18 protein-coding genes are annotated in these 22,152 nt (G+C 67.1%); 12 read left to right on the top strand and 6 right to left on the bottom strand.

The window, feature by feature from the left end:
- Window positions 1-59: 59 nt before the first annotated feature.
- The 5 genes from AU072_RS11390 to AU072_RS11375 all read left to right on the top strand — a co-directional run bounded on the left by AU072_RS11390 (window position 60) and on the right by AU072_RS11375 (window position 3,484).
- Window positions 60-1,259: a recombinase family protein gene (locus AU072_RS11390; RefSeq protein WP_235629824.1), complete on the top strand. Its 1,200-nt coding sequence runs from the start codon at window positions 60-62 to the stop codon at window positions 1,257-1,259.
- A complete protein-coding gene (locus tag AU072_RS28570) occupies window positions 1,256-1,669 on the top strand; it encodes a hypothetical protein (protein ID WP_235629825.1) in 414 nt (137 codons plus the stop codon). The genes AU072_RS11390 and AU072_RS28570 overlap by 4 nt, the downstream gene beginning before the upstream one ends.
- Before the next feature lie 58 nt (window positions 1,670-1,727).
- The gene (locus AU072_RS11385) at window positions 1,728-1,967 is read left to right on the top strand and encodes a hypothetical protein (protein WP_064413878.1); all 240 of its coding nucleotides are present in this window, start codon (window positions 1,728-1,730) and stop codon (window positions 1,965-1,967) included.
- A gap of 40 nt (window positions 1,968-2,007) precedes the next feature.
- The gene (locus AU072_RS11380; protein ID WP_133147281.1) at window positions 2,008-2,265 is read left to right on the top strand and encodes a hypothetical protein; all 258 of its coding nucleotides are present in this window, start codon (window positions 2,008-2,010) and stop codon (window positions 2,263-2,265) included.
- Between the two features lie 544 nt (window positions 2,266-2,809).
- Window positions 2,810-3,484: a hypothetical protein gene (locus AU072_RS11375; RefSeq protein WP_064413876.1), complete on the top strand. Its 675-nt coding sequence runs from the start codon at window positions 2,810-2,812 to the stop codon at window positions 3,482-3,484.
- A 684-nt stretch (window positions 3,485-4,168) separates the two neighbouring features.
- Here the strand turns inward: AU072_RS11375 and AU072_RS11370 are convergent.
- From AU072_RS11370 to AU072_RS11360, 3 genes are all read right to left on the bottom strand, one after another.
- Window positions 4,169-4,360: a hypothetical protein gene (locus AU072_RS11370; RefSeq protein ID WP_064413875.1), complete on the bottom strand. Its 192-nt coding sequence runs from the start codon at window positions 4,358-4,360 to the stop codon at window positions 4,169-4,171.
- A gap of 1,200 nt (window positions 4,361-5,560) precedes the next feature.
- A complete protein-coding gene (locus AU072_RS11365; RefSeq protein ID WP_064413874.1) occupies window positions 5,561-6,190 on the bottom strand; it encodes a TetR/AcrR family transcriptional regulator in 630 nt (209 codons plus the stop codon).
- Window positions 6,191-6,247: 57 nt separating this feature from the next.
- Complete coding sequence (locus AU072_RS11360) at window positions 6,248-7,420, bottom strand: glycoside hydrolase family 3 N-terminal domain-containing protein (protein WP_165595644.1); 1,173 nt, start codon at window positions 7,418-7,420, stop codon at window positions 6,248-6,250.
- 108 nt (window positions 7,421-7,528) lie between these two features.
- Here AU072_RS11360 and AU072_RS27585 point away from each other — a divergent pair, with 108 nt between their 5' ends.
- Window positions 7,529-7,702, top strand: coding sequence for a DUF2613 domain-containing protein (locus AU072_RS27585; protein WP_066810839.1), 174 nt, complete (start codon window positions 7,529-7,531; stop codon window positions 7,700-7,702).
- A 49-nt stretch (window positions 7,703-7,751) separates the two neighbouring features.
- Window positions 7,752-11,897, top strand: coding sequence for an alpha-(1->3)-arabinofuranosyltransferase (locus AU072_RS11355; protein ID WP_064413872.1), 4,146 nt, complete (start codon window positions 7,752-7,754; stop codon window positions 11,895-11,897).
- Here AU072_RS11355 and AU072_RS11350 read toward each other — a convergent pair.
- The gene (locus AU072_RS11350) at window positions 11,890-13,485 is read right to left on the bottom strand and encodes an MFS transporter (RefSeq protein WP_064413871.1); all 1,596 of its coding nucleotides are present in this window, start codon (window positions 13,483-13,485) and stop codon (window positions 11,890-11,892) included. The two genes, AU072_RS11355 and AU072_RS11350, sit on opposite strands and share 8 nt — an antisense overlap.
- A 75-nt stretch (window positions 13,486-13,560) precedes the next feature.
- Here AU072_RS11350 and AU072_RS11345 point away from each other — a divergent pair, with 75 nt between their 5' ends.
- Together AU072_RS11345 and AU072_RS11340 are read left to right on the top strand one after the other, a co-directional pair.
- Window positions 13,561-14,532 carry a phosphotriesterase family protein gene (locus AU072_RS11345; RefSeq protein WP_064413870.1) on the top strand — a complete coding sequence of 324 codons (972 nt, stop codon included), beginning with the start codon at window positions 13,561-13,563 and terminating at the stop codon, window positions 14,530-14,532.
- A gap of 1 nt (window position 14,533) precedes the next feature.
- Window positions 14,534-16,000, top strand: coding sequence for an AMP-binding protein (locus AU072_RS11340; RefSeq protein WP_064413869.1), 1,467 nt, complete (start codon window positions 14,534-14,536; stop codon window positions 15,998-16,000).
- On the opposite strand, the gene AU072_RS11335 is transcribed toward AU072_RS11340, so the two are convergent.
- Entirely contained in the window at window positions 15,969-17,081 is a 1,113-nt protein-coding gene (locus tag AU072_RS11335) for an acyltransferase family protein (protein ID WP_064414030.1), read from the bottom strand. The genes AU072_RS11340 and AU072_RS11335 overlap by 32 nt on opposite strands.
- A gap of 214 nt (window positions 17,082-17,295) precedes the next feature.
- Here AU072_RS11335 and AU072_RS11330 point away from each other — a divergent pair, with 214 nt between their 5' ends.
- Window positions 17,296-18,492, top strand: coding sequence for a cell envelope lipid trafficking protein PgfA (locus tag AU072_RS11330; RefSeq protein ID WP_064413868.1), 1,197 nt, complete (start codon window positions 17,296-17,298; stop codon window positions 18,490-18,492).
- Window positions 18,493-18,527: 35 nt separating this feature from the next.
- A complete protein-coding gene (locus AU072_RS11325; RefSeq protein ID WP_082680735.1) occupies window positions 18,528-20,168 on the top strand; it encodes an MmpA family trehalose lipid delivery protein in 1,641 nt (546 codons plus the stop codon).
- Here AU072_RS11325 and AU072_RS11320 read toward each other — a convergent pair.
- Window positions 20,152-21,312 (bottom strand): glycosyltransferase family 4 protein, encoded by a 1,161-nt coding sequence (locus AU072_RS11320; protein WP_064413867.1) that lies wholly within the window; start codon window positions 21,310-21,312, stop codon window positions 20,152-20,154. The two genes, AU072_RS11325 and AU072_RS11320, sit on opposite strands and share 17 nt — an antisense overlap.
- Before the next feature lie 46 nt (window positions 21,313-21,358).
- Between AU072_RS11320 and AU072_RS11315 the strand changes: the two genes are divergently transcribed.
- Complete coding sequence (locus AU072_RS11315; RefSeq protein WP_064413866.1) at window positions 21,359-22,150, top strand: class I SAM-dependent methyltransferase; 792 nt, start codon at window positions 21,359-21,361, stop codon at window positions 22,148-22,150.
- The last annotated feature ends 2 nt before the right edge of the window (window positions 22,151-22,152 follow it).

The following is a 22,152-nucleotide window of genomic DNA, read 5'->3' as shown; positions in this document are numbered from 1 at the left end:
GTGCACGATCGACTATTCGATGAATGAACTTTACACCCCTGTTTGCGTAGCATTCCTGTGTGAGAGCGCTGATTGTTGTCCGCCTATCACGCGTCACCGATGCGACGACCAGTCCCGAGCGTCAGATCGCCGCGTGCGAGGAGTTGTGCCGCCAACGAGGATATGAAGTCGTCGGCATAGCGCAGGACCTCGACATTTCCGCTGGAAAGACGACGCCGTTCGACCGCCCGCAGTTGGGCAAGTGGCCATCCAATCCGAGCCAATACGACGTCATCGTCTTCTTTCGCGTGGACCGAATCGTGCGCCGGTTGTTCGACCTTGCGGACCTCATCAGATGGTCACGTCAGCACGGCGTGACCGTCGTCTCTGCGACGCAATCGCACTTCGACCTGTCGACCGACTTCGGCGACATCATCGCGCTGCTCGTCGCCAGGGTCGCGGAAATGGAACTGGAACCAATCAGCGAGCGCAACGCGTCGGCGTTCCGACACAACTACTCGCGTGGCAAGTACAGCGGCGGTATTCCTCCCTGGGGCTACCTACCCGAGCGCGACGACAACGGCGAGTGGCGACTCGTCCAGGACGCCGAACAAGTAGCCGTGATTCACGACGTAGTGGAGCACGTGTTGAAGGGCGAGCCGCTGCGTGCGATCGCGCACGACCTCACCAAACGAGGCGTACTCACACCGAAAGATCGCTTTGCTCAAGTGCGTGGTCGCGAAGTGTTGGGGTACGAGTGGCATTCCGGCCCTCTGAAGCGAGCGCTGACGTCGCCAACGTTGCTCGATCGCGTTGTCACACGCGAGCAATTGTTGGACGCGCAGGGACGACCTCAGCGCGATGCCAAGGGCCGCAAAGTGTTCGGTGACGACGTGCTCGTCGCCGGTGATGACGGTTCGCCTATCGCTCGTGCGGAACCGATCCTGTCGCGCGATATGTTCGACCGCGTCGGTGTCGAACTGTCGGGACGCGAGAACCGCAAGGAACCGACGAAGCGAAGCAGTGGCCTTCTACTGCGCATCATCTACTGCGGCGTGTGTGGTCGTCCCGGTTACCACCGGAAAGGTGGTGCTGGCCGAAAGCCTCGCTACCGTTGTGCAAGTGCGCAATACACCGAGCCATGCGCGAATCGTACGATCTCGCTCGAATGGGCCGAGGAAGAACTTGAGCGTCGAATCCTCGCGAACCTCGGACCGATGGAGCGCAGGCAAAGAGTGTGGTTCGCCGCAATGACCACACGACCGAACTCGACGAGGTGAACGAAGCACTTGCCGACCTCACCGAACAACTCGGCACACGCGTGTTCAAGCGCGGCACTCCGCAGCGCGCCAAACTCGATCAGCGCATCGCGGCACTGAGTGAGCGACAAGCCGAATTAGCCGCCATGCCAAACGAACCCGCTGGATGGCGTTTTGAGCCGACGGGCGAACTGTTCTCCGACTGGTGGGAAGCACCGGACACCGAGGCGCGCAACGTACGGCTGCGACAGATGGGCTTTCGCGTCGTGTGGACATCGCACACTGAGGGCAGCCGTACGGTGTTTGACGACTTCAGGCTCGACGGGGACCTGACGATGAACCTCGACGCCGACCAGCTGTTCGGCCCGCTCCGCGATGTCATCAAGATGCTCTCGCGGGACGACGAGAGTCTTACCGCTGGTAGGAGTTAGATTCGCGCACCAACCCTCTTACGATTAATCGTTAGTCCATCTAATCAAAGAGGATCCCATGACCGCACCCACCGACAACACGCTCACTACCAAGGCCGTCGCCGAGAAGTTGGGCACCGACCCGAAGACGCTGCGCGTGTTCCTGCGCGCCACCGAGCAAGGCGTCGGGCCGGGGTCGCGCTACGCGTTCACCGCCAAGGACGTCGCACCGCTCAAGGCGAAGTTCACGAAGTGGGCGGCTGATCGTGAGGCCGCCAGGAAGGACAAGAAGGCGAAGCCGGCCGTCGTCGAGGATTGACCCCGGTCAGCCCCTGCACCTTCGGGTGTGGGGTTTTCTGGTGGCGCAGGTGCTGTTCAATCTCGCTTGGGTCAAGCGCAAGCCGTTCGCGTGCGAGATTCACAAAATGGCTGCGTTGTCCAACGACTTTCAGCCAAGCCTGTTGCGCGGCCTCGACCGAGGGTCGGCGCCCACCTACAGCGACGCCAGACGCTTCCGCCATGGCGCTGTTGATGGCACTGATCTGCTTGTTCAATTCGTGAAGAGGCTGATCGAGGGAGGTGCCTTTCATGAGTGTCAGTGCTCTGAACAAGGGTAGTGCCGATTTCAGAACCCCACTGGTTCATGAAGTCAATGGATCTCAACTGGATTGCTCGACCTGATTTTTCATCGGTGATCATCCCGCCTTCCAGTTCATGGTCACTCAACGGAACCTCGGGGTCGAACGTGTGAGGGAGAAATTCAAGAAACCCTGAGTACATCAGTAGGGGCGCACTCATTCGGTCTATACCTGCCCACAGTTCAGATAGCGCGCTTATCGCCTCGCGTCGCCGCGATAACTCATGGTCGACCAATCTGGCTCGGTCCGCTCTAAAGGCCTCGCGCAACGCAACGACCACGGCGGCGAACGTGACCGCACTACCTACGGATTGTCCGTAACTGCCCCATTGCGCGGCACCCCAATGTTCAAGCAAGCCGTACACCAGAAACCCGAGAGACGTGACGACCGTGACCGACACCAAGAGGTGTAGCCAACGCTGCATCACTTTCTTAAACATGAGTCGAGTGAAGCACGGACATACGACAGCGCCGCCTCAGCGACGCGTGTGCCGCCCAGCGTTTTGAGTGTGAGGATGCTTCGTATGGAACGTATGGTGCTCAAATTGTTCGCGCGATGGACCGAGCTCCAGTCCTTGATGAAGGACTACACGCTATTGGCGCTCGAGGGCGAGGCTGCGCAGGAGTACGCGGACAAGGGCAAGTACGCCGACGATTACATCCTCAAGGAATACAAGAAAGTCGTTCGCCGGGTCTGGGGTGTCGCTTTCCCGCAAGTCTTCTCGGTGATTTACAAAGAGGCCAAAGCCGTCCGCGACAAGCTCGCGCACATGATCGACGTTCCCTCAATCGAGGGCCAGCAGCCGCATCGAGTCATGACCATCGTCCGCAGTAGAGGGTTCGAGAAGTACGAGGACGGAATCTGGCTGCAGCATCGGTACAAGGAAGAGATTCGCGAAGAGGATCTGGTTACGGCACTCCGCGATGTCGATCAGGCGCGCAAGATGCTGCACATCATCTTCAACCTTGGTGCGCGGTTCAAGGAACTTCAGCCCGCCGACGATGACATCTGGGACTTTCATTGGATTCCATGGTGGGACGGTCGATGGGGCCAACCTCCTACCCATCCGACGAAGGGATATCGCTTCCCGGTCGGACGTTATCGCCATCATGCCGATCCGAATGTCGAGCAATCGTACTGGGAACCGGACGAAAGCAAGTGGTATCGCTATCAGCCCGACGAAGATGACGACGACTAAGGAAGTTCGCCGGCTTATTCGCGGGCGTCAGCGCCCTCACTTTCCTTGACCAGTTGCTTGAGCACCGGATAGGGCACGTTCTTCAGGAAGGATGGCGAAAGAACATGCTGGGCCGATACCGAAAGTCGGGATCTTGCTTGCACTCCCACAAGATTCGACGTGCGCGTTTCATGCAATGCTCAGGCACAGGCCTTGTGTGGTAACGGACTTGTCCATCTGTGTCGATGGTGAACTTCGTGGGGCCTGCTACTTCGCACGGGCGGGGTAGGGAGTTGACGAACACGCGATGTCCCCAGTTTCCAAATTGGCCGAAGTCGATGACTCGCGGCTCAGCCCTCCTTGCCATGTCGTCTCTCCCATTCCTCGGCCTCGCGCCGCTCCTTCTGCGCAGCCCAGCGTTCACGTGATCGAGTCATGTATTCGGGATCGCTTCGGCGTTTGCGTCGTCTCGCGTTGTATGCGTCTTTATATGCCTGGTAATTCGGGTCATCCGCTGCAGGCCAAGCTATTTCGACTCCCCTTATCCGGTGCCGATTCATCATAAGACGGCAGAACTCCCCGCCAGTCATGATGCGGTGTGACGTGGTGGAATGCGAAATACGTTGGCAGTTCGAACAAAGAAAAGGACCCGCCCCACACCACGCAGATGGACAAGCATGGGGCCGGGCCTTGCCTTGTGCGGCGCTACATTGCGCGTGCGGGGTTGCCCAGCATCGGACGGGCGTACTCCAACCACAGCTCGAAGTGGACGTCACACATGTAGTCGAGCGTATCGCCGTTTTCGCAGACCTCGAAAGCAGCAGCGTCGCCGCACGTCTCGTCAGACATGAGGCCTTCGCAACGACGCAATGGCTTGAAGGTGTAGGTGTCGGTCATCGCATTCGTCCAGATATGAGAAAAGCCCCCACCGGATCATCCGGATGAGGCACAAAAGGCCACGAGGTATGCCTCGCAGCCAGAGCCAGCAGAGCACGCCCGACGTCACAGGAGTAACAAACCGCTGGTCGTCGGGGCTACACTAAATTGGCGAAACATTCCGTAGATTTTGACGATCGCGTTCATATACTCATGCGATGGCTATAGAGGGGGAAGCCACACAGGAGGATGGGGCCTCGACGGATACGCCAAAAGACGAGTCCTCAGCGTCGCAGGTTTCATCGACGGAGCAACTTGCGGGGGAAGAACCACTACCCGAGGCTTCGACCGAGCAGAATCCTGGCGCGCGCCCGCGTAAGGAAGCGCCGCGCGCCCCGGAGCCTGGAGATAACAAGAAGTCGGAGTACCCGGGGTCGATAATTGCTGCGTGTATTACTGCCGGAGCGACCCTCATAGCGGCGCTCATCGGTGGAGCTTTCCTCATGTATTCGCGAGACGACAACTCCCCACCGCCGTCTACGACAACGACCCCGCTGTCCACGACGATCACCGGAAGTAGCAGCACAACTGTTGGCGTCACATCGCCCTCTACGCCTCCTGCTGTAGTACCACCTCTGTCACCCGCGAGCACCGTGTCGGTGCCGCCACCAGAGCCAGCTGGCGTTTCCCCGGCGTGGGGACCTTCAGGACAGGAATCAGCAAGCAAGTCACCGTCGATTCAAGAACCTTCGGCCGCCGCTGATCCGTCGTACAAGGTTTCAACACTCGATGACGCTCGAGGTCTTTTAATTTCGGCGGGACACGCGCGCGTTGGCGCCAAATTCGTTTATGTGCTGGTAGGTCCGCGAAAGGACGCTCAAAGTCAGTTCTGGGCCGCAGGTGCACCTGTGGCACCCGACGGCTCTTGGAGTGTCACCGTACTTACACCGCCGGCGCTGTCTTTGCCGTTCACCGTGGATGCATACTTCCAGGACTTCGATTTTGAGCACATCCCAAATTTCGCAGACCCGTCGAGCGCCGCGGCAGCGGCGCCGTTCCCCCCCGTCGACAGCTTTGCAGGAGCCGTCTTATGCGGACAGGTCATCGGCCCGGCGTGTTACACGGGTCTTGGACCGCCGATCCGGTACACGAGCGACGGTCAGTAGGGAAGTAAAACTCAACAGCCGCGTACACGACGGTCGACATACCGCTGGCTTCGGTCTAGTTCGGTGACTTGACCGCAGTCTCGACGGGGTGGTCGGACGGGGTGCCCTTCAAGCCGCGCCAGAACAGGTTGATCATCAGCTCGGCGGCCTCATCGACGCCGGCATCGCCGGTGCTGACCCGCGATGCCACCGCCTCACCGGCGCCGACCAGGGCGACGGCCATCATGTCGAAGTCGGTGTCGGGCTCGGGGTTTCGGGTGCCCGAGCGCAGCAGCCTGCCCACCAGGTCGATGATGCGTTCGCGGCCCTCACGCACGGTGTGCGCGAACGCCTGCGAGCTGGTGGCCTGGCTGTAGAGCACCATCCACGAGGCCCGGTTCGCGTCGATGTAGTTCAGGAAGGCCAGAACCGCGGTGCGCAACAGGTCTTTCGGGCTCTGCTTGAAGTCGATCTGGCTGCGGACCTCGTCGACGAACCGCGCCAGCTCACGGTCCAGGCACGCAGCGAACAACTCTTCTTTCGAGCCGTAGTACAGGTACAGCATCGGCTTGGAGATCTGCGCCTCGGCGGCGATCGCATCCATCGACGTCTCGTGATAGCCGTTGACCGAGAAGATCTGCACGGCGGCGTCCAGCATCTGCTGTTCGCGCACCGCGCGCGGCAACCGCTTGGTACCTCCGGCCATCCCACCAGGGTAAGCAATGCGCGCCACCAGGGCGTCAGCAGCGGGCGTGGGCGGGAATCAGCAGCGCGGGTTGGGGCCCTTCATCCCAGCGATCCGCAGCACCGAGGCGTCGACGCTGGACATCGACAGCTCGCCGGCATCCAACGCCTTCTCCAGCCGGTCGAGCACGGCGGGCACCTCACCGGTACTCAGCCACAGCGCGACGTCGGCGCCCGCTTGCAGGCTCCGCAGCGCCGCCTCGGCGACCCCGAACCGGTCGGTGATGGCCCGCATACCGGACAGGTCATCGGTGAACACCGGGCCGTTGAACGGCTGGCCGCCGTAATTGCCCGACCGCAGCAGCGCGTAGGCCGCCGGGCTCAGGCTCGCCGGATCGCTGCCGGTCAGCCCGGGCACCTGTAGGTGCCCGACCATCACTCCGACCGGCGCCTGACTGGTCAGTGTCCGGTACGGCACCAGATCGGTGGTCTGCAGATCGCTGAGCGGTGGCGTCGTGACACCGCCCGTGTGCGAGTCGCCCGAGGCGCGCCCATGGCCGGGGAAGTGTTTGAGCACCGGCATCACACCGCCGTCGCGCAGGCCACGGGCATACGCGCCGGCGAAATCGGTGACGACGGCCGGATCGGAGCCGAACGACCGGTCACCGATCGCGCCGCCCCCGTCGACGTCGACGACCGGCGCGAAGTCGATCGTGATGCCGAGCCCGCGCATGGCCTGGCCCCGCTTCAGCGCGATGTTGTACACCTCGTCGGGCGTGCTGCTGGCCGCCAGCGAGGCGGGCGACGGTTGGCTACCGATCAGCCCGGCCAACCGCGACACCTGGCCGCCCTCCTCGTCGACGCTGACCGCGAGTGGTAGCGGGGCCGCCGATGCAGCGATGCCTGCCAGTGAGCCGTCGGACAGCATCGACAGGTCGGTCCAGCTGCCGACGAAGATGCCGCCGACGTGGTGGGTGTCCACGACCGCGCGCGCGTCACCCGCGTTCGAGACCCCGACCATCAACAGCTGGGCGAGCTTGTCGCGGGTCGACATGGCCGACAGCAGCGACTCGCCGGCGCCACACGCAGGCGCGGCGGGGGCACCCGGCGCGGGAGCCGCGGGCACGGCGGTCGCCGCCTTGGTGATGGGCGCGGACGTCGGTGAGGGTGCGGCTTCCTGCGCGGCAGGCGAGCACGCCATCAGCAATACGGGAGCGGCGGCGAGGGCACACAATGCGCGGGGCAAGGCCATGGGCCTCGACACTAACGGCTGTAGTGGCTCAGTTCTATCTCGTGGTCGGCGTGTGCGGCGAGAACATGCCTTCAGCTGCGCACATGGACCGCATGCTACTTTTGCCGCATGGATCGGTTCCTCGTGCCCGCCGCCGCCAGCATCGTGGTCGGTCTGCTGTTGGGTGCGGCAGCCGTGTTCGGTGTGACGCTGATGGTGCAGCAGGACAACAAGCCTCCTCTGCAAGCGGGCGATCCGGCGTCTTCGGTGCTCAACAGGGTCGAGTACGGCGACCGCAGCTGACTCCCGGGCCGCCTCCGAGACGGCCCCGCTCTCCCGGCGCTGGTTGTGGGTGGCCGCTGCGGCGGCGCTGGTCCTGACGTTCGCCCAGTCACCCGGACAGATCTCGCCCGACACCAAGCTCGACCTGACCGCCAATCCGCTGCGGTTCCTCTCGCGCGCGTTCAACCTGTGGAACAGCGAACTGCCCTTCGGGCAGGCCCAGAACCAGGCCTACGGGTATCTGTTCCCGCACGGCACCTTCTTCCTGATCGGCGACATCGTCGGACTGCCCGGCTGGGTCACCCAGCGGCTGTGGTGGGCGCTGCTGCTGGTGGTCGGCTTCTGGGGTGTACTGCGGGTGGCCGAGGCGCTCGGCATCGGCAGCCCGACGTCACGGGTGATCGCCGCGGTCGCCTACGCACTGTCGCCGCGCGCGCTGACCACCCTCGGTGCGATCTCGTCGGAGACGCTCCCGATGATGCTGGCCCCGTGGGTGCTGCTGCCGGTGATACTCGTGTTGAAGGGGGATCCCCGCGTCCGGGTGCTGGCGATGCGCTCCGCGGTGGCGATCGCGTTGATGGGTGCGGTCAACGCGGTGGCCACGCTCACCGGCTGCCTGTGCGCGGCCATCTGGCTGGCGTGCCATCGGCCCACCAAGCTGTGGTGGCGGTTCACGGCGTGGTGGGCGCTCGGCATCACGCTGGCGGTGCTGTGGTGGGCGGTCGCGCTGGTGATGCTGGGCCGGGTCAGCCCACCGTTTCTCGACTTCATCGAGTCCTCCGGCGTCACCACGCGGTGGATGTCGCTGACCGAGATGCTGCGCGGCACCGACGCCTGGACACCGTTCGTCGCGCCCAACGCGACCGCCGGAGCGTCCCTGGTGACCGGTTCGGTCGCGGTGCTGGCCACCACCCTGGTCGCCGCCGCAGGCCTGGCGGGGCTGGCCTTGAAGTCGATGCCCGCCCGCGGTCGCCTGATCGTCATCCTGCTGACCGGTGTCACGCTGCTCGCCGTCGGCTACTCCGGCGGGCTGGGCTCGCCGATCGCGCTGCAGGTTCAGGCGTTTCTCGACGCGTCGGGGACGCCGCTGCGCAACCTGCACAAGCTCGAACCCCTGTTGCGGCTGCCCCTGGCGTTGGGGTTGGCGCATCTGCTCGGCCGCATTCCGCTGCCGGGTAGCGCGCCGCGGGCGCAGTGGACGAGCGCGTGGGCGCACCCCGAGCGGGACAAACGCGTCGCGGTGGGGATGGTGGTGCTGGTCGCACTGGCAGCGGGCACGTCGCTGGCATGGACCGGGCGGCTCACTCCGCCAGGCGCTTTCGACGCGATCCCGCAGTACTGGCACGACACCGCCGACTGGCTCGACGAGCACAACACCGGCGGCCGCGTCCTGGTGGCGCCCGGCGCTCCGTTCGCCACCCAGGTGTGGGGCAACAGCCACGACGAACCGCTGCAGGTACTCGGCGAAAGCGCCTGGGGTGTACGCGATTCGATCCCGCTGACCCCGCCGCAGACCATCCGCGCGCTGGACTCCGTGCAGCGGCTGTTCGCCGCCGGCCGCCCATCTGCGGGTCTCGCGGACACCCTTGCTCGCCAGGGCATTTCGTATGTGGTGGTGCGCAACGACCTGGATCCGGAGTCGTCGCGGTCGGCGCGACCGCTGCTGGTGCACCGCGCGATCGACGGCTCGCCGGGCCTGGAGAAGGTCGCCGAGTTCGGCGATCCGGTCGGCGCGGGCACCCTGGCCGGGTTCGTCTCCGACAGCGGTCTGCGGCCGCGCTACCCCGCCGTCGAGATCTACCGGGTACACGCCGAAACCCCGGTGACGCCGTACCTCGTCGACACTGACCGCATGGCGCGCGTCGACGGCGCACCCGAGGCGCTGCTGCGGCTCGACGAGCGGCGCCGACTCCTCGAACACCCGCCGCTGGGCCCCATGCTCCTGACCGCCGACGCCGAACGCGCGGGCGTGCCGGCACCGCTGGTCACCGTCACCGACACCCCACTCGCGCGCGAAACCGATTACGGCCGCGTCGACGACCACTCGTCGGCGATCCGCACCCCCGACGATCCACGGCACACCCACAACCGGGTCATCGACTATCCCTCTCCCGGAACCGATCTCGTCTACGGGCAGTGGAATGGCGGCCGGGTGTCGGTGTCGAGTTCGGCGGCCGATTCCACCGCGCTTCCCAACGTCGCGCCCGCGGCCGGCCCGGCCGCGGCGGTCGACGCCGACCCGTCGACCAGTTGGGTGTCCAACTCGCTGCAGTCGGCGATCGGCCAGTGGATGCAGGTGGACTTCGATCACCCCGTCACCAACGCGACCATCACGGTCACGCCCAGCGCCACCGCGGTCGGCGCACAGATCCGCCGCATCGAGATCTCGACGGTCAACGGCACCAGCACCCTTCGGTTCGACGAGGCAGGCAAGCCGCTCACCGCCGCACTGCCCTACGGTGAGTCACCGTGGGTGCGGCTCACCGCGGTGGCCACCGACGACGGCTCCCCCGGCGTGCAGTTCGGGATCACCGACCTCGCGGTCACCCAGTACGACGCGAACGGCTTCGCCCACCCCGTCAGCCTGCGCCACACCGTGGCCGTTCCCGGTCCTCCGCCGGATTCGGTTGTGGCGCAATGGGACCTGGGCTCGGAGTTGCTGGGACGATCCGGTTGCGCGCAGAGCCCGACGGGCTACCGGTGCGCGGCGTTGATGGCGCTCTCGGCCGAGGAGCCGGTGAACCTCAGCCGGACACTGACGGTTCCGGCACCGATCGCGGTGACGCCGACCGTGTGGGTGCGTGCCCGCCAGGGCCCGCAGCTGGCCGACCTGATCAGCGCGCCCGGCACCACTCGCGCAGTGGGCGAGGCCGATCCGATCGACGTGCTCGGCTCGGCCTACGCCGCCGCAGATGGTGACCCGGACACCGCGTGGACCGCCCCGCAGCGGGTCGTGCAGCAGGGGACACCGCCGACCCTGACACTGAAACTGCCGAGGCGGAGCGAGGTCGCCGGGCTGCGGGTGACGCCGAGTTCGTCTGAGCTGCCGGCACGCCCGACGCTGCTGGCCGTCGACCTCGGTGACGGTCCGCAGATTCGGCCCGTGGCCGGCGATGCGGGTGCGCAGACGCTGGATCTCAAACCCAGGGTCACCGACACGGTGACGGTCTCGATTCTCGACTGGGACGACATCATCGACCGCACGGCGCTCGGCTTCGACCAACTCAAACCGCCCGGACTGGCCGAGGTGACGGCTCTCGACACCCGCGGCGAACCGATCGCGGCCGCCGACGCCGCGGTCAACCGGAACCGCACCATCGAGATGCCCTGCGGGAAGGGACCGGTCATCGGTGTTGCCGGCGAGTTCGTGCAGACCTCGCTCACCACCACCGTCGGCGCACTGCTCGACGGCGAGCCCGTGGCCGCACGTCCATGCCGGGCCGAGCCGATCCTGCTGCCCGAGGGCCAACAGGAGTTGGTGATCAGCCCCGGCGCCGCATTCATTGTCGACGGAGCTCAACTCGCCGGGCCGCGGGCCGGTGAAATACGCCCGGCGCCAACCGTTCCCGTGCAGATCGGACAGTGGAGCGCAGACCGTCGCGAGGTGACGGTCGCACCGTCGTTGGCGTCCCGGGTGCTCGTTGTACCCGAAAGCGTCAACCCCGGCTGGGTCGCCCACGACAGCGCCGGGTCACGGCTGACGCCGATCACCGTGAACGGATGGCAGCAGGGCTGGGTGCTGCCGCCTGGCACTGCGGGCCCGGTCACGCTGAGCTTCCCGACGAACATGCCCTACCGTGTCGGCCTGATCGTCGGGTTGGCCCTGCTGCCGGTGCTCGCGATCCTCGCTTTTCTGCCGATGCGCAGGCGCCCGGCACCGGCCGATCCGGTACCGGTGTGGCAACCGCACCCCGTCGCCGTCGGCGCCGCGACGCTGGCTGTCGGTGCGGCGATCTCGGGAGTCGCGGGCGTCGCGGTGGTCGGGCTGGCGGTCGGTGTCCGTTGGCTGCTGCGTAATCGCGAAAAGCTCTGCGAGGCAGTCACCGTCGGTGCCGCGGCCGGCGGGTTGATCCCGGCCGGTGCGGTGCTGAGCCAAAACCCGTGGCGCTCGGTCGACGGCTACGTCGGGCATTCGTGGGGTGTGCAGCTGCTGGCGTTGATCTCGGTGGCCGCGGTCGCGGCATCGACCGTGCGGCCGGAGAAACGTCTCAGCTGACCGCGATCAGATGCTCGAGCTTGGGTTCGCCGATGACGTACTTGTCGACCTCCCGCTCGGCGATCAGGTCCTGGTTCGTCTGCCGGACGACGTGCTGGTGCAGATGCTCGTACCACGACCGCACGACGAACGCCTCGACGAACGTGTTGGGGAATTCGCCGCTGCGGAACAACCGCCACTGCACGGCCCCGGTGCGCTGGCGTGACCGCTTCACCCGATCCATCGCCGCGACGAACGCCGCCTCGTTCTCCGATGCGACCCGGTAGGTCTTGAGCACGACGACCGGGCCGTCGGGCGGAGCGGGTTCGAACACCAGCGCCGGCTCCGGCCAGTGCCCCGACGGTTCGACGTCGAGGTTGCCGGTGCCCGGGTGCAGCGGCCACCACAGCAGCGACACCGCACAGGCGGCGAGCAGCCCGGCCGCGATCAGCAGCGCCGTCACGCTGTTGGTCGCGCCGGCCACCAGACCCCAGACCAGCGAGCCGATGGCCTGCCCGCCCATGAACACCAGCTGGTAGACCGACAGGCCGCGCGCCCGCACCCAGGCCGGAAGGCTCAGCTGCATGGACGCATTCAGCGTCGACAAGGTGAGCAACCACGACAGTCCGCCGACGATCATCGCGACGATGACCACCGTGAGCACCGGGACGAGGGCCAACACCGCGGTGGCGACCGCGAAACCGACCGCGCCCACGGTCAACAGTGCGTTGCGCCCGAACCGGATCTGCAGCCGGGACAGCACGGCCGCGCCGCACACCGCGCCGACACCGAGCGCACCCAGCAGCACGCCGTAGCCCGCGGACGACAGGTGTAGTTGTCGATCGGCGATGACCGCGAGCAACCCCCACAGCGCGCTGCCGGGAGCGATGAACAGCAGCGCCCGCAGCAGGATGCGCCGCACCACCGGTGAGCTGCGGATGTAGCGCCCGCCCGCGGTCAACGCCGACAACGGCCGTTCGGTCGGCAGCAGCCGTTCCTCCGTCGGCCGGCGCCAGGTGAACAGCACCACCACGATGCCGACGAACGAGACTGCGTTCAGCGCGAACACCATCGTCGGCCCCGACAGGGACACCAGCACACCCGCGATCGCGGGCCCGATCGCCCGCGCGGTGTTCATGGCCAGGCTGGTCAGCGCTGCTGCAGCGGGAATCTGGTCGCGCGGAACGAGTTCGGGCTGGATGGCCTGCCATGCCGGGGCCGTCAACGCCTGCCCGCAGCCGATCAGGAACAGCAGGATCAGCAGCACCGCCGGCGTCGTCAATCCGACCCCGGTCAAGATCGCCAGGACCGAAACACCGGCCGCCATCGCCGACTGTGTGGCGATCAGCAGGCGCCGCCGGTCGATCAGATCGGCGACCACGCCGGAGGGTAGCGCCAACAGCATCACCGGCAGCGTCGTCGCGGTCTGCACCAAGGGCACCAGCACCGCGGCGCCGGGATCGGCGACCAGCATCCACTGCGCGCCGACCGTCTGCATCCAGGTCCCGAGGTTCGACACGAGCTGCGCGATCCACAACGCCCGGTACATCGGCGACCGCAGCGGCGCCCACGCAGACGGCGCGGCGCGGACGCTGGATGATGCCGCCATACGGTTCTGGCCTTTCGCTATGAATCGAGTTTCAAGTACCCGATTGATCGGCCGCTATCTCGTAGCATCGGCCGCGTGCCGGAACTGAACACCGCCCGCGGACCGATCGACACCGCAGACCTGGGTGTCACGCTCATGCACGAACACGTCTTCATCCAGTCCCTCGACATCACCACCAACTATCCGGAGGTCTGGGGCGACGAGGCCCAACGAGAGGCCGACGCCGTCGTCCGCCTCAACGAGCTCAAATCGCGCGGAGTCGACAGCATCGTCGATCTCACGGTGATCGGCATGGGGCGCTACGTTCCGCGCATCGAGCGTATCGCCGCGCAGACCGGCATCAACATCATCGTGGCGACCGGCGTCTACACCTACAACGACGTCCCGATGTTCTTCCACTTCAGCGGGCCGGAAACCCCGCTCGGCGAGCCGATGGTCGACATGTTCGTCCGCGACATCACCACCGGTATCGCCGGCACCGGCGTCAAGGCGGCGATCCTGAAATGCGCGACCGACGAGCCCGGCCTGACACCGGGCGTCGAACGGGTTTTGCGCGCGGTGGCCCAGGCGCACCGGGAAACCGGCGTTCCGATCTCGACGCACACCCACGCCGCGACCAAGCGAGGCCTGGATCAGCAGCGGGTGTTCAGCGAGGAGGGGGTGAACCTCTCGCGCGTCGTCATCGGACATTCCGGTGACAGCACCGATCTGGACTACCTGGAACAGCTGATCGACGCCGGGTCCTACATCGGGATGGACCGGTTCGGCGTGGACGTGTTCCTCGGCTTCGAGGAACGGGTGGACACGGTGGCGCGGATGTGCGAGCGCGGCCACGCCGACAAGATGGTGCTGTCGCACGACGCGTCCTGCCACATGGACTGGTTGCCGGAAGGGCTGGCCGAGCAGACCATGCCCAACTGGCACTACCTGCACATCCACAACGACGTGATCCCGGCCCTCAAGCAGCGGGGGGTCACCGACGAGCAGCTCACGACGATGCTCGTCGACAACCCGCGCCGGATCTTCGAGACGCGCGGCGGTTACTGACATGCCGGAGCCGACCCCGCCGATCAGCACGCAGGTGTCGCGGCCGGCAGCGGCTGAACCGGACGCGCCCGCGGTCACCTGCGACGGACTCACCCTCACCCGTGGTGAGCTCGATGCGGCGACCAATCGGCTGGCCCGCGCCTACGCCGAACTCGGTGTGGGAGAAGGTGATTACGTCTCGGTGGTATTACCGAACTCCATCGAGTGGGTGCAGGCGGTGCTGGCGATCTGGAAGCTGGGTGCGGTCCCGCAGCCGCTCTCACCGCGACTGCCCGACGCCGAACTGAGCGGGCTGCTCGAACTGCGGCCCCGCGCCCTGGTGGTCGGCCGCGCCGACCCCACCGGCCGAATAGCAAGTGTGCCAGCGGGTTTCAGTCCGGATCGGGGATTGTCGGACGCACCGCTGCCCGAAAAAGTATCGCCGGTGTTCAAGGCGATGGCATCCGGCGGCAGCACCGGCAGGCCCAAACTGATCGAGGCCGGCAACGACAGCCGCTTCCCCCCGCTGGTGGGTTATCCGCTTGGGGCGCAGGAGGGTGACGTCAACCTGATCTCGGTGCCGACGAGCCACAACACCGGCTTCACCACGTTCGCGATCGGACTCGTGCAGGGCCATCACCTGGTGTTGATGCCGCGATTCGAACCGCACGAGTTCCTGCGCCTGGTGACCGAGCACCGGGTGACGTGGCTGACGACGGTGCCCACGATCATGCAGCGCCTGCTGCCCGTGTACCGGGCCGACCCCGATGCCTACGACCTGTCGTCGATCCGGCGGTTCTGGCATGTCGGCGCACCGTGTCCACCCGCGGTCAAGCGAGCCTGGATCGAGATACTGCAGCCGGACACCTTGTGGGAACTCTACGGCGGCACCGAATTACAGGCATTGACGTTCATCTCGGGTAGCCAGTGGTTGGCCCACCCGGGCTCGGTGGGTGTCGTGGTCACCGGGGAGATGAAGGTGCTCGACGACGACGGCAACGAGTGCCCGCCCGGGGTGGTCGGCGAGATCTACATGCGGCCGTCGCCGGGCAGCGCCCCCACCTACCGCTACGTCGGCGCGACGGCGAAGTCCCGCGACGGCTGGGACTCGCTGGGCGATCTCGGCTACTTCGATGACGACGGCTTCCTCTACCTCAACGACCGCCGGGTGGACATGTTCACCGTCGGCGGCAAAAACGTCTATCCCGCCGAGATCGAGTCCGCGCTGTCCGAGCATCCCGCGGTGCTCTCGTGTCTGGTGGTCGGCGTCCCCGACGACGACCTCGGCCAGGTGCCGTATGCGCTCGTGCAGGCCGACGGTCTCGACGAGGCGGGCGTCGTCGCGTTCCTGTCCGAGCGGCTCGAGCGCCACAAGGTGCCGCGCACGGTCGAATTCACCGAGGCGCCGTTGCGCGACGACGCCGGCAAAGCGCGCCGTTCGGCGCTGCGCGACGAGGTCATCTCGCGACGGGCTCAGGCACGCTGCTGACCGACGAGTCCAATGGCGGCACCGGCCGGGTGTGGCGATACTCCCAGCGCCGCAACGCCGTTCGGCACGGCGACTCCACCAGCGCGTAGCTGACCGCGGCGATCGCAAATCCGAACACGACCGTCAGAACCAGCACCACCGGCATGTGCCCGTTGAACGCGAACTCGCCGATGACCGGAAACACCATCGCCAGCGCGGCGAGGTGCCAGATGAACAGTCCGTAGGACCATCGTCCCAACGTCACCATCGTCGTGCTGCCCAGCAGCCGATGCGGGGTGTCGGGGCGGTCGAGAACCAGCGGGGCGAGCAGTGCACCCGCGACCACGGCGCCCATCGCGATCTTGACGACGAACTGGCTGACGGTGCCCGGCGTGAGGCCCTCGGGGCCGGCGACCGGCGAGGCGGCGACCAAAAAGGCCGCGACCGCGATGACCGCCATCAGGACCCGCCGCCGGGCCAGTCGGTGCGGCCATCCGACGGGTGTGACGGTCAACTCGGCGAGCAGCATGCCCGCGGCGAACCAGGAGAAGAAGGCGGGCGGCCAGTTCAGGTGGTTGACGCCGGCCGATGTGGCGATCGGCAGCACCGCCCACCCGAGGCTGGCCAGTCCCGCGGCGGCGATGACGGGAATGCGGGCCCGCACCGGGACGCGTCGCACCAGCAACGCCAGCAGCGGCAGCGCCATGTAGAACGCGACCTCGACCGACAGGCTCCACATCTGGGTCAGGCCCGCGGTGAGCGTCAGCGGCACATAGATCTGGGTCAGGGTGAGATTGGCCAACCACACGGTCAGGTCCGCTTTGGCCTCGGGCAGCAGCGACAGGATCACCACGACCGCGACGAGGTATCCGGGCATGATGCGCACGATCCGTGAGCGCAGGTAGTGGCCGGTCGGCGGGATCGGCCGCAGCCCGCGCGCCGCCGAGGCGTGCCCACGCCACAACAGGAAACCCGAGAGAGCGAAGAACAGGGCCACCGCGAGATCGAACCTGCCGAACAGCCGTCCGCTGACCCCGCCGGTGTGGCCGGTCTGGAACGCGACGTGGGTGACGACGACGCCGACCGCGGCGCAGGCGCGCATGCCCTCCACCGCAGGCAGGAATCCGCGGGTTCCGCCCACCTGCTCGTCGCGAGTCTCGCCGGCCACCAAAACTGCCACTGAATCAGTGTGCCCGGTGGAGCCGACCACGGTGACCACGGGTCGGCGGATGCCTCTGGACCGACGACGACCTTAAATTGTGCTGTTAGGGTCAAACGGGTTTCTGCGGGCATACCGCAGTTGAAGGAGGCACGGTTTGAACCGCGCAGTGGCGCTGCGGATTGCGGCTTGCGGGATCTTGGGGCTGGGTGCTGCCCTGTTGATCGCCGCGCTGTTGCTGTCCACCTACACCCACAGCAAGATCGCCAAGATCCCGCTGGACCTCGATGCCACGCTGATCAGCGACGGCAGCGGTACGGCCTTCGACCCCGCGTCGCTGAACGCCGAGCGGTTCGTCGTCGACCGGGACGTGCCGATGGTCCAACAGGAGCAGCTCACGGTGGAGTCGCCGTCGAACGCCGACGTGGTGACGATGCAGGTGGGCTCCACGCTGCGCCGCACCGACAAACAGCAGGACGCGGGCCTGCTGTTGGCGCTGGTCGACACCGTGACCGTCAACCGCAGCACCGCCGAAGCGGTGTCCAGCGAGAGCAATCCGGGCGGCGCGGTGCAAAAACCGCGCGCCATGGAGGACGACAAGCCGCCGACCAACATCGCGCTGCCACACGAGGGCCTGGCCTTCCGGTTCCCCTTCGACACCGAGAAGAAGACCTACTCCGTCTTCGATCCGATCGCGCAGAAGGCGTTCGACGCCAACTACGACGGCGAAGAAGACGTCAACGGGTTGACCACCTACCGGTTCACCCAGAACGTCGGCTACGACTCCGACGGCAAGCTCGTGGAGCCGGTGAAGTACGCGTCGCTCTACGAGGACGACGCCGACAGCGAGGTCACCGCCCGCGCGGCGATGTGGGGTGTGCCCGGTGAGCCCGACGAGCCGATCACGATGTCGCGGTACTACGCCGCGCAGCGCACCTTCTGGGTCGACCCGGTATCGGGGACGATCGTCAAGAAGGACGAGCACGGCTACCACTACTACGCCCGCGAGCCGCTCAAGCCCGAGGTCACGTTCGTCGACTTCAAGGTGACGTTCAACGAGGAGACCGTCGAGTCCCAGGTCGCCAGCGCCGGCGACGAGCGGGACCGGGTGGCGCTGTGGGGCCGCATCCTGCCGATCACCTTCACCGCGATGGGGCTGGTGCTGCTGGTCGGCGGCGCGCTGCTCGGCTCGTTCAGCCTGCGCGCGGAGTCCGCGCTGATCGACCCCGGTCTCGACGAGGCCGACCACGGATTCTTCGACACCCAGGGGATCAAGGTCCCGGGCGCCGAAGCCAAGACCGAGAAGATCCCGACATCTCGACCGACCGACCTGCCCCCGGACAGACCGGTCTGATCGGGCGGTCGGTCGTCGGACCGGCCTACGCGTTGGTGCTCGCCCTGGTGGTGACGGCGCCGCTGCTCGCACCCGGGTATCTGCTGTTGCGTGACGCGGTGTCCACACCGCGCTCGTATCTGTCCGACGCCGCGCTCGGACTGTCCGAGGCCGCACCGCGGGCCCTTCCGCAGGACTTCTTCATGGCCGTCGTGTCGTCGGTGGTCGACGGCGGGGTGGTGGCCAAGGCGCTGCTGGTCGCGGGCCTGTGGCTGGCCGGCTGGGGTGCGGCGCGGTTGGCCGCCGCGCTGGTGCCCGAGTCGGGGCTCGCCGGTCAATGCGTGGCGACGACGGTTGCGGTGTGGAACCCGTATGTCGCCGAGCGGCTACTGCAGGGGCACTGGAGCCTGCTCGTCGGCTACGGGTGCCTGCCGTGGGTCGCGACGGCCGTGCTGCAGATGCGGGAGTCGGCGCGGTGGGCTCCGGTGTGGGCGTTGGCGTTCTGGATGGCGCTGGCCGGGCTGACGCCCACGGGGCTGATGCTGGCGGCGACCGTCGCGCTCGTGTGTGTTTTCGCGCCCGGCGACGGGTGGGCGCGGTGGCGGTGTGCGGGCCTGGCGACGGCGATGACGGTCGTGGCGGCGCTGCCGTGGCTGGTCGCGGCGACGGTGTCGCAGTCGTTGGAGTCGTCGCAGGCCGACGGCGTCGTCGCGTTCGCCGCGCGCGCCGAACCGGGCCTGGCAACGCTGTTCAGCCTGGCCGGGTTGGGCGGCATCTGGAACGCCGACGCGGTACCACCCTCGCGCACAACGCTTTTCGCGATCGTTGGCACCGCGGTGTTGCTCGGTGTGGTCGCCCTCGGCTTACCGGTTGTGCTGCGTCGACCGGCGGCCGTTCCGCTGATGGTCCTGGCCGGGGCCGCGGTCGTGGTGCCCGCGCTGATGGCCACCGGGCCCGGGCTCATCCTGGTCGAGGCGGCGGTTCGCGCCCTGCCCGGCCTAGGGGTGGTCCGCGACGGGCAGAAGTGGGTGGCGTTGGCGATGCCCGGCTATGCGGTGGCCGGGGCGGCGGCGGTGGTCTTCGCGCGACGCTGGTTGCCGGCGGCGGCGACCGCGGCGCTGTGCTGCGTCGTGCTGATCGCGACGCTGCCGGACCTGGCGTGGGGGGTCGGCGGCCGGGTCGCGGCCGTGCAGTACCCGCCGGGATGGGCGAAGGTGGCCGCTCTGATCAACGAAGACCCGCGAACGGTCGCGGTGATGCCGATGGGCAGCATGCGCCGATTCGAGTGGGCGGGCGAGGCTCCGGTGCTCGATCCGCTGCCCCGCTGGGTGCGCGCCGACGTGTTGACCACCGGCGATCTGCAGATCGGCGAGCGGACCGTGTACGGGGAAGGTCAGCGGGCGCGCGATGTGCAGGAGATTCTCGTCGAGAGCGCCGACCGCCAACTGCTCGCCGACGCGGGCGTCGGATGGGTCGTGGTTGAATCCAGCGGCGTCGAATCCGGCGGTCCGACAGTGCGTTTGCCCTTGCCCGTGGCCTACACCGATGAGGACCTCACGCTGTATCGCGTCGGTGGATCATCGCCGCCGGCCGACGGCCGGGCCGTCGTGATGGCCGCACACGGGGCGTGGCTGGCGATGCTTCTCGCCGGCGCGGGCCTGTCGCTGTTCGCGGCGATGGCTAGACGACGCCGCTGACGTACTGGCCGCGGTGCACCGATTCCAGCACGGTGCGCATCGCCTCGGCGCTCTGCTGCCAGGAGAACTCACCGCAGCGGACGTGTGCCTTGGCTCCGAGTTGCTCGCGCAACACGTGATCGGACAGCAGTTCAGCCAAACCGCCGACCAGGCCGTCGAAGTCGTCGACCAACACGCCGGTCACACCGTCGACGATGGAATCGGTCAGCCCACCGGACGACCGGTAGCCGATCGTGGGCACCGAATGCTGACCGGCCTCGATGACCGCCAGCGCCCAGCCCTCTTTGCGCGACGGCAGCACGTGCACCCAAGCCTCTTGCAGCACACGGTGTTTCGCCAGGTCGTCGATGTGGCCGTGAAACGTCACCGCATCGGAGATGCCGAGCAGTGCGGCATGTTCGACAAGGCGCTGCTCCCACCAGCCGCCACCCACGACGTCGAGCGTCAGCCCCGGGAAGCGCGCCCGCAGCGCGGCGACAGCCTCGAGCGCGTCCTCGATCTGCTTGTGCGGCACCAGACGTGACAGCACCACGACCCGCGGGGCCGGCGCGCGCCGCGCGGACAACGTCGCGGCCGGGGCCTCGTCGAGCCCGTTGCGCACCACCGCGATCTGTCCATGCCGCACCCCCAGCGCGGCCAGATCGCGCGACGACGGCAGCGACACCGTGACGTACTGGTTGCGCCGGTGCGCGCGCGGCGAGAGCCTCGATTCGACGAACCAGCCGATTCGGCCCTTCACCGGCCCGGCCACCGGCCACTGCTCGCGGTGGCAGTGGTGCACGAGTACGGCGACGCGCCGACCGTAGGCCAGTCGCGCCATGAACGGGATGCCGTTCTGGGTGTCGATCACCACGTCGGGCCGCACACGGCGCAGCGGTCCGAGCCCGATGCGCGCCAACACCATCGCCAGCCCCGCCCAGATGTAGACCGTGTGGCGCCCACCGCCGCGACTGATCCGGACCCCGTCGACCATCTCGCGACGCGCGGCGCCCGGGTAGCGCGCGGTGCGCAGCGTGACCTCGACACCTGAAGCGGCCAATTGCGCGCCGATGCGCTGCAGGTAGGCCTCGCTGCCGCCACCCTGAGGGTGGCCGGTGTCGCGCCAGCACAGCAGCAGCACCGATCGAAGCGGACGGTCAGACATCGCCAACAGCGTAGTCCGGTCGCGTCGCTGCGTAGTCTTCGGTTCCATGCCAGTTCCGGACCGCTTCGCCGAGCGGGCGACGCTGTCCCGGTCGCTGCGCCTGCTCGCGGAGTTTCGCTTCGAGCAACCCGACCCCGCACGGTTCTACGGCGCGCTCGGCGAGGACACCGCCGAGATGGTCGCCGATCTGTGGCTCGATGCGGACGGATCGACGCCGGCCGGCCGGATCGTGCTCGACGTCGGCGGTGGCCCGGGCTATTTCGCGGAAGCCTTTTCCGACAGGGGTTTTCGCTATATCGGCGTCGAGCCGGATCCGGCCGAGATGCATGCCGCGCCCGGAACGGCGACCGCGGCCACCTCTGTGCGGGCCTCGGGGATGGCATTGCCGTTCGCCGACGACAGCGTCGACATCTGCCTGTCGTCGAACGTCGCCGAGCATGTGCGGCACCCGTGGCGGATGGGCGCCGAGATGCTGCGGGTGACCAGGCCCGGCGGGTTGGTGGTGCTGTCCTACACGGTGTGGCTGGGCCCGTTCGGCGGGCACGAGACCGGGCTGTGGCATTACCTCGGCGGCGCCCGCGCCGCGCGACGGTACACCCGCAGGCACGGCCATCGGCCGAAGAACAACTACGGCTCGTCACTGTTCGCGGTGTCGGCCGCCGACGGGCTCGACTGGGCGGAAAGCACGGGCGCGCTCGTCGCCGCTTTTCCCCGCTACCACCCGCGATGGGCCTGGCCGCTGACCCGGGTACCGGTGCTGCGGGAGTTCCTGGTCAGCAATCTGGTGCTGGTCCTGAGCCCCCCGACTGCAACAGGTTCTCGTTTTGACCCGAGGTAGGT

The sequence above is a fragment of the Mycolicibacterium novocastrense genome, from assembly GCF_001499835.1.
GTDB classification, from domain to species: domain Bacteria; phylum Actinomycetota; class Actinomycetes; order Mycobacteriales; family Mycobacteriaceae; genus Mycobacterium; species Mycobacterium novocastrense.
This window is presented reverse-complemented; position numbering and strand designations above follow the sequence as displayed.

Excerpts from the sequence above, each read along its gene's own strand:
- AU072_RS11365 (WP_064413874.1), bottom strand. The coding sequence starts at position 6,190 with ATGGCCGGAGGTACCAAGCGGTTGCCGCGCGCGGTGCGCGAACAGCAG.
- AU072_RS11385 (WP_064413878.1), top strand. The coding sequence starts at position 1,728 with ATGACCGCACCCACCGACAACACGCTCACTACCAAGGCCGTCGCCGAG.
- AU072_RS27585 (WP_066810839.1), top strand. The coding sequence starts at position 7,529 with ATGGATCGGTTCCTCGTGCCCGCCGCCGCCAGCATCGTGGTCGGTCTG.
- AU072_RS11320 (WP_064413867.1), bottom strand. The coding sequence starts at position 21,312 with ATGTCTGACCGTCCGCTTCGATCGGTGCTGCTGCTGTGCTGGCGCGAC.
- AU072_RS11315 (WP_064413866.1), top strand. The coding sequence starts at position 21,359 with ATGCCAGTTCCGGACCGCTTCGCCGAGCGGGCGACGCTGTCCCGGTCG.
- AU072_RS11375 (WP_064413876.1), top strand. The coding sequence starts at position 2,810 with ATGGAACGTATGGTGCTCAAATTGTTCGCGCGATGGACCGAGCTCCAG.
- AU072_RS11340 (WP_064413869.1), top strand. The coding sequence starts at position 14,534 with ATGCCGGAGCCGACCCCGCCGATCAGCACGCAGGTGTCGCGGCCGGCA.
- AU072_RS11360 (WP_165595644.1), bottom strand. The coding sequence starts at position 7,420 with ATGGCCTTGCCCCGCGCATTGTGTGCCCTCGCCGCCGCTCCCGTATTG.
- AU072_RS11335 (WP_064414030.1), bottom strand. The coding sequence starts at position 17,081 with ATGCGCGCCTGCGCCGCGGTCGGCGTCGTCGTCACCCACGTCGCGTTC.
- AU072_RS11350 (WP_064413871.1), bottom strand. The coding sequence starts at position 13,485 with ATGGCGGCATCATCCAGCGTCCGCGCCGCGCCGTCTGCGTGGGCGCCG.
- AU072_RS11370 (WP_064413875.1), bottom strand. The coding sequence starts at position 4,360 with ATGACCGACACCTACACCTTCAAGCCATTGCGTCGTTGCGAAGGCCTC.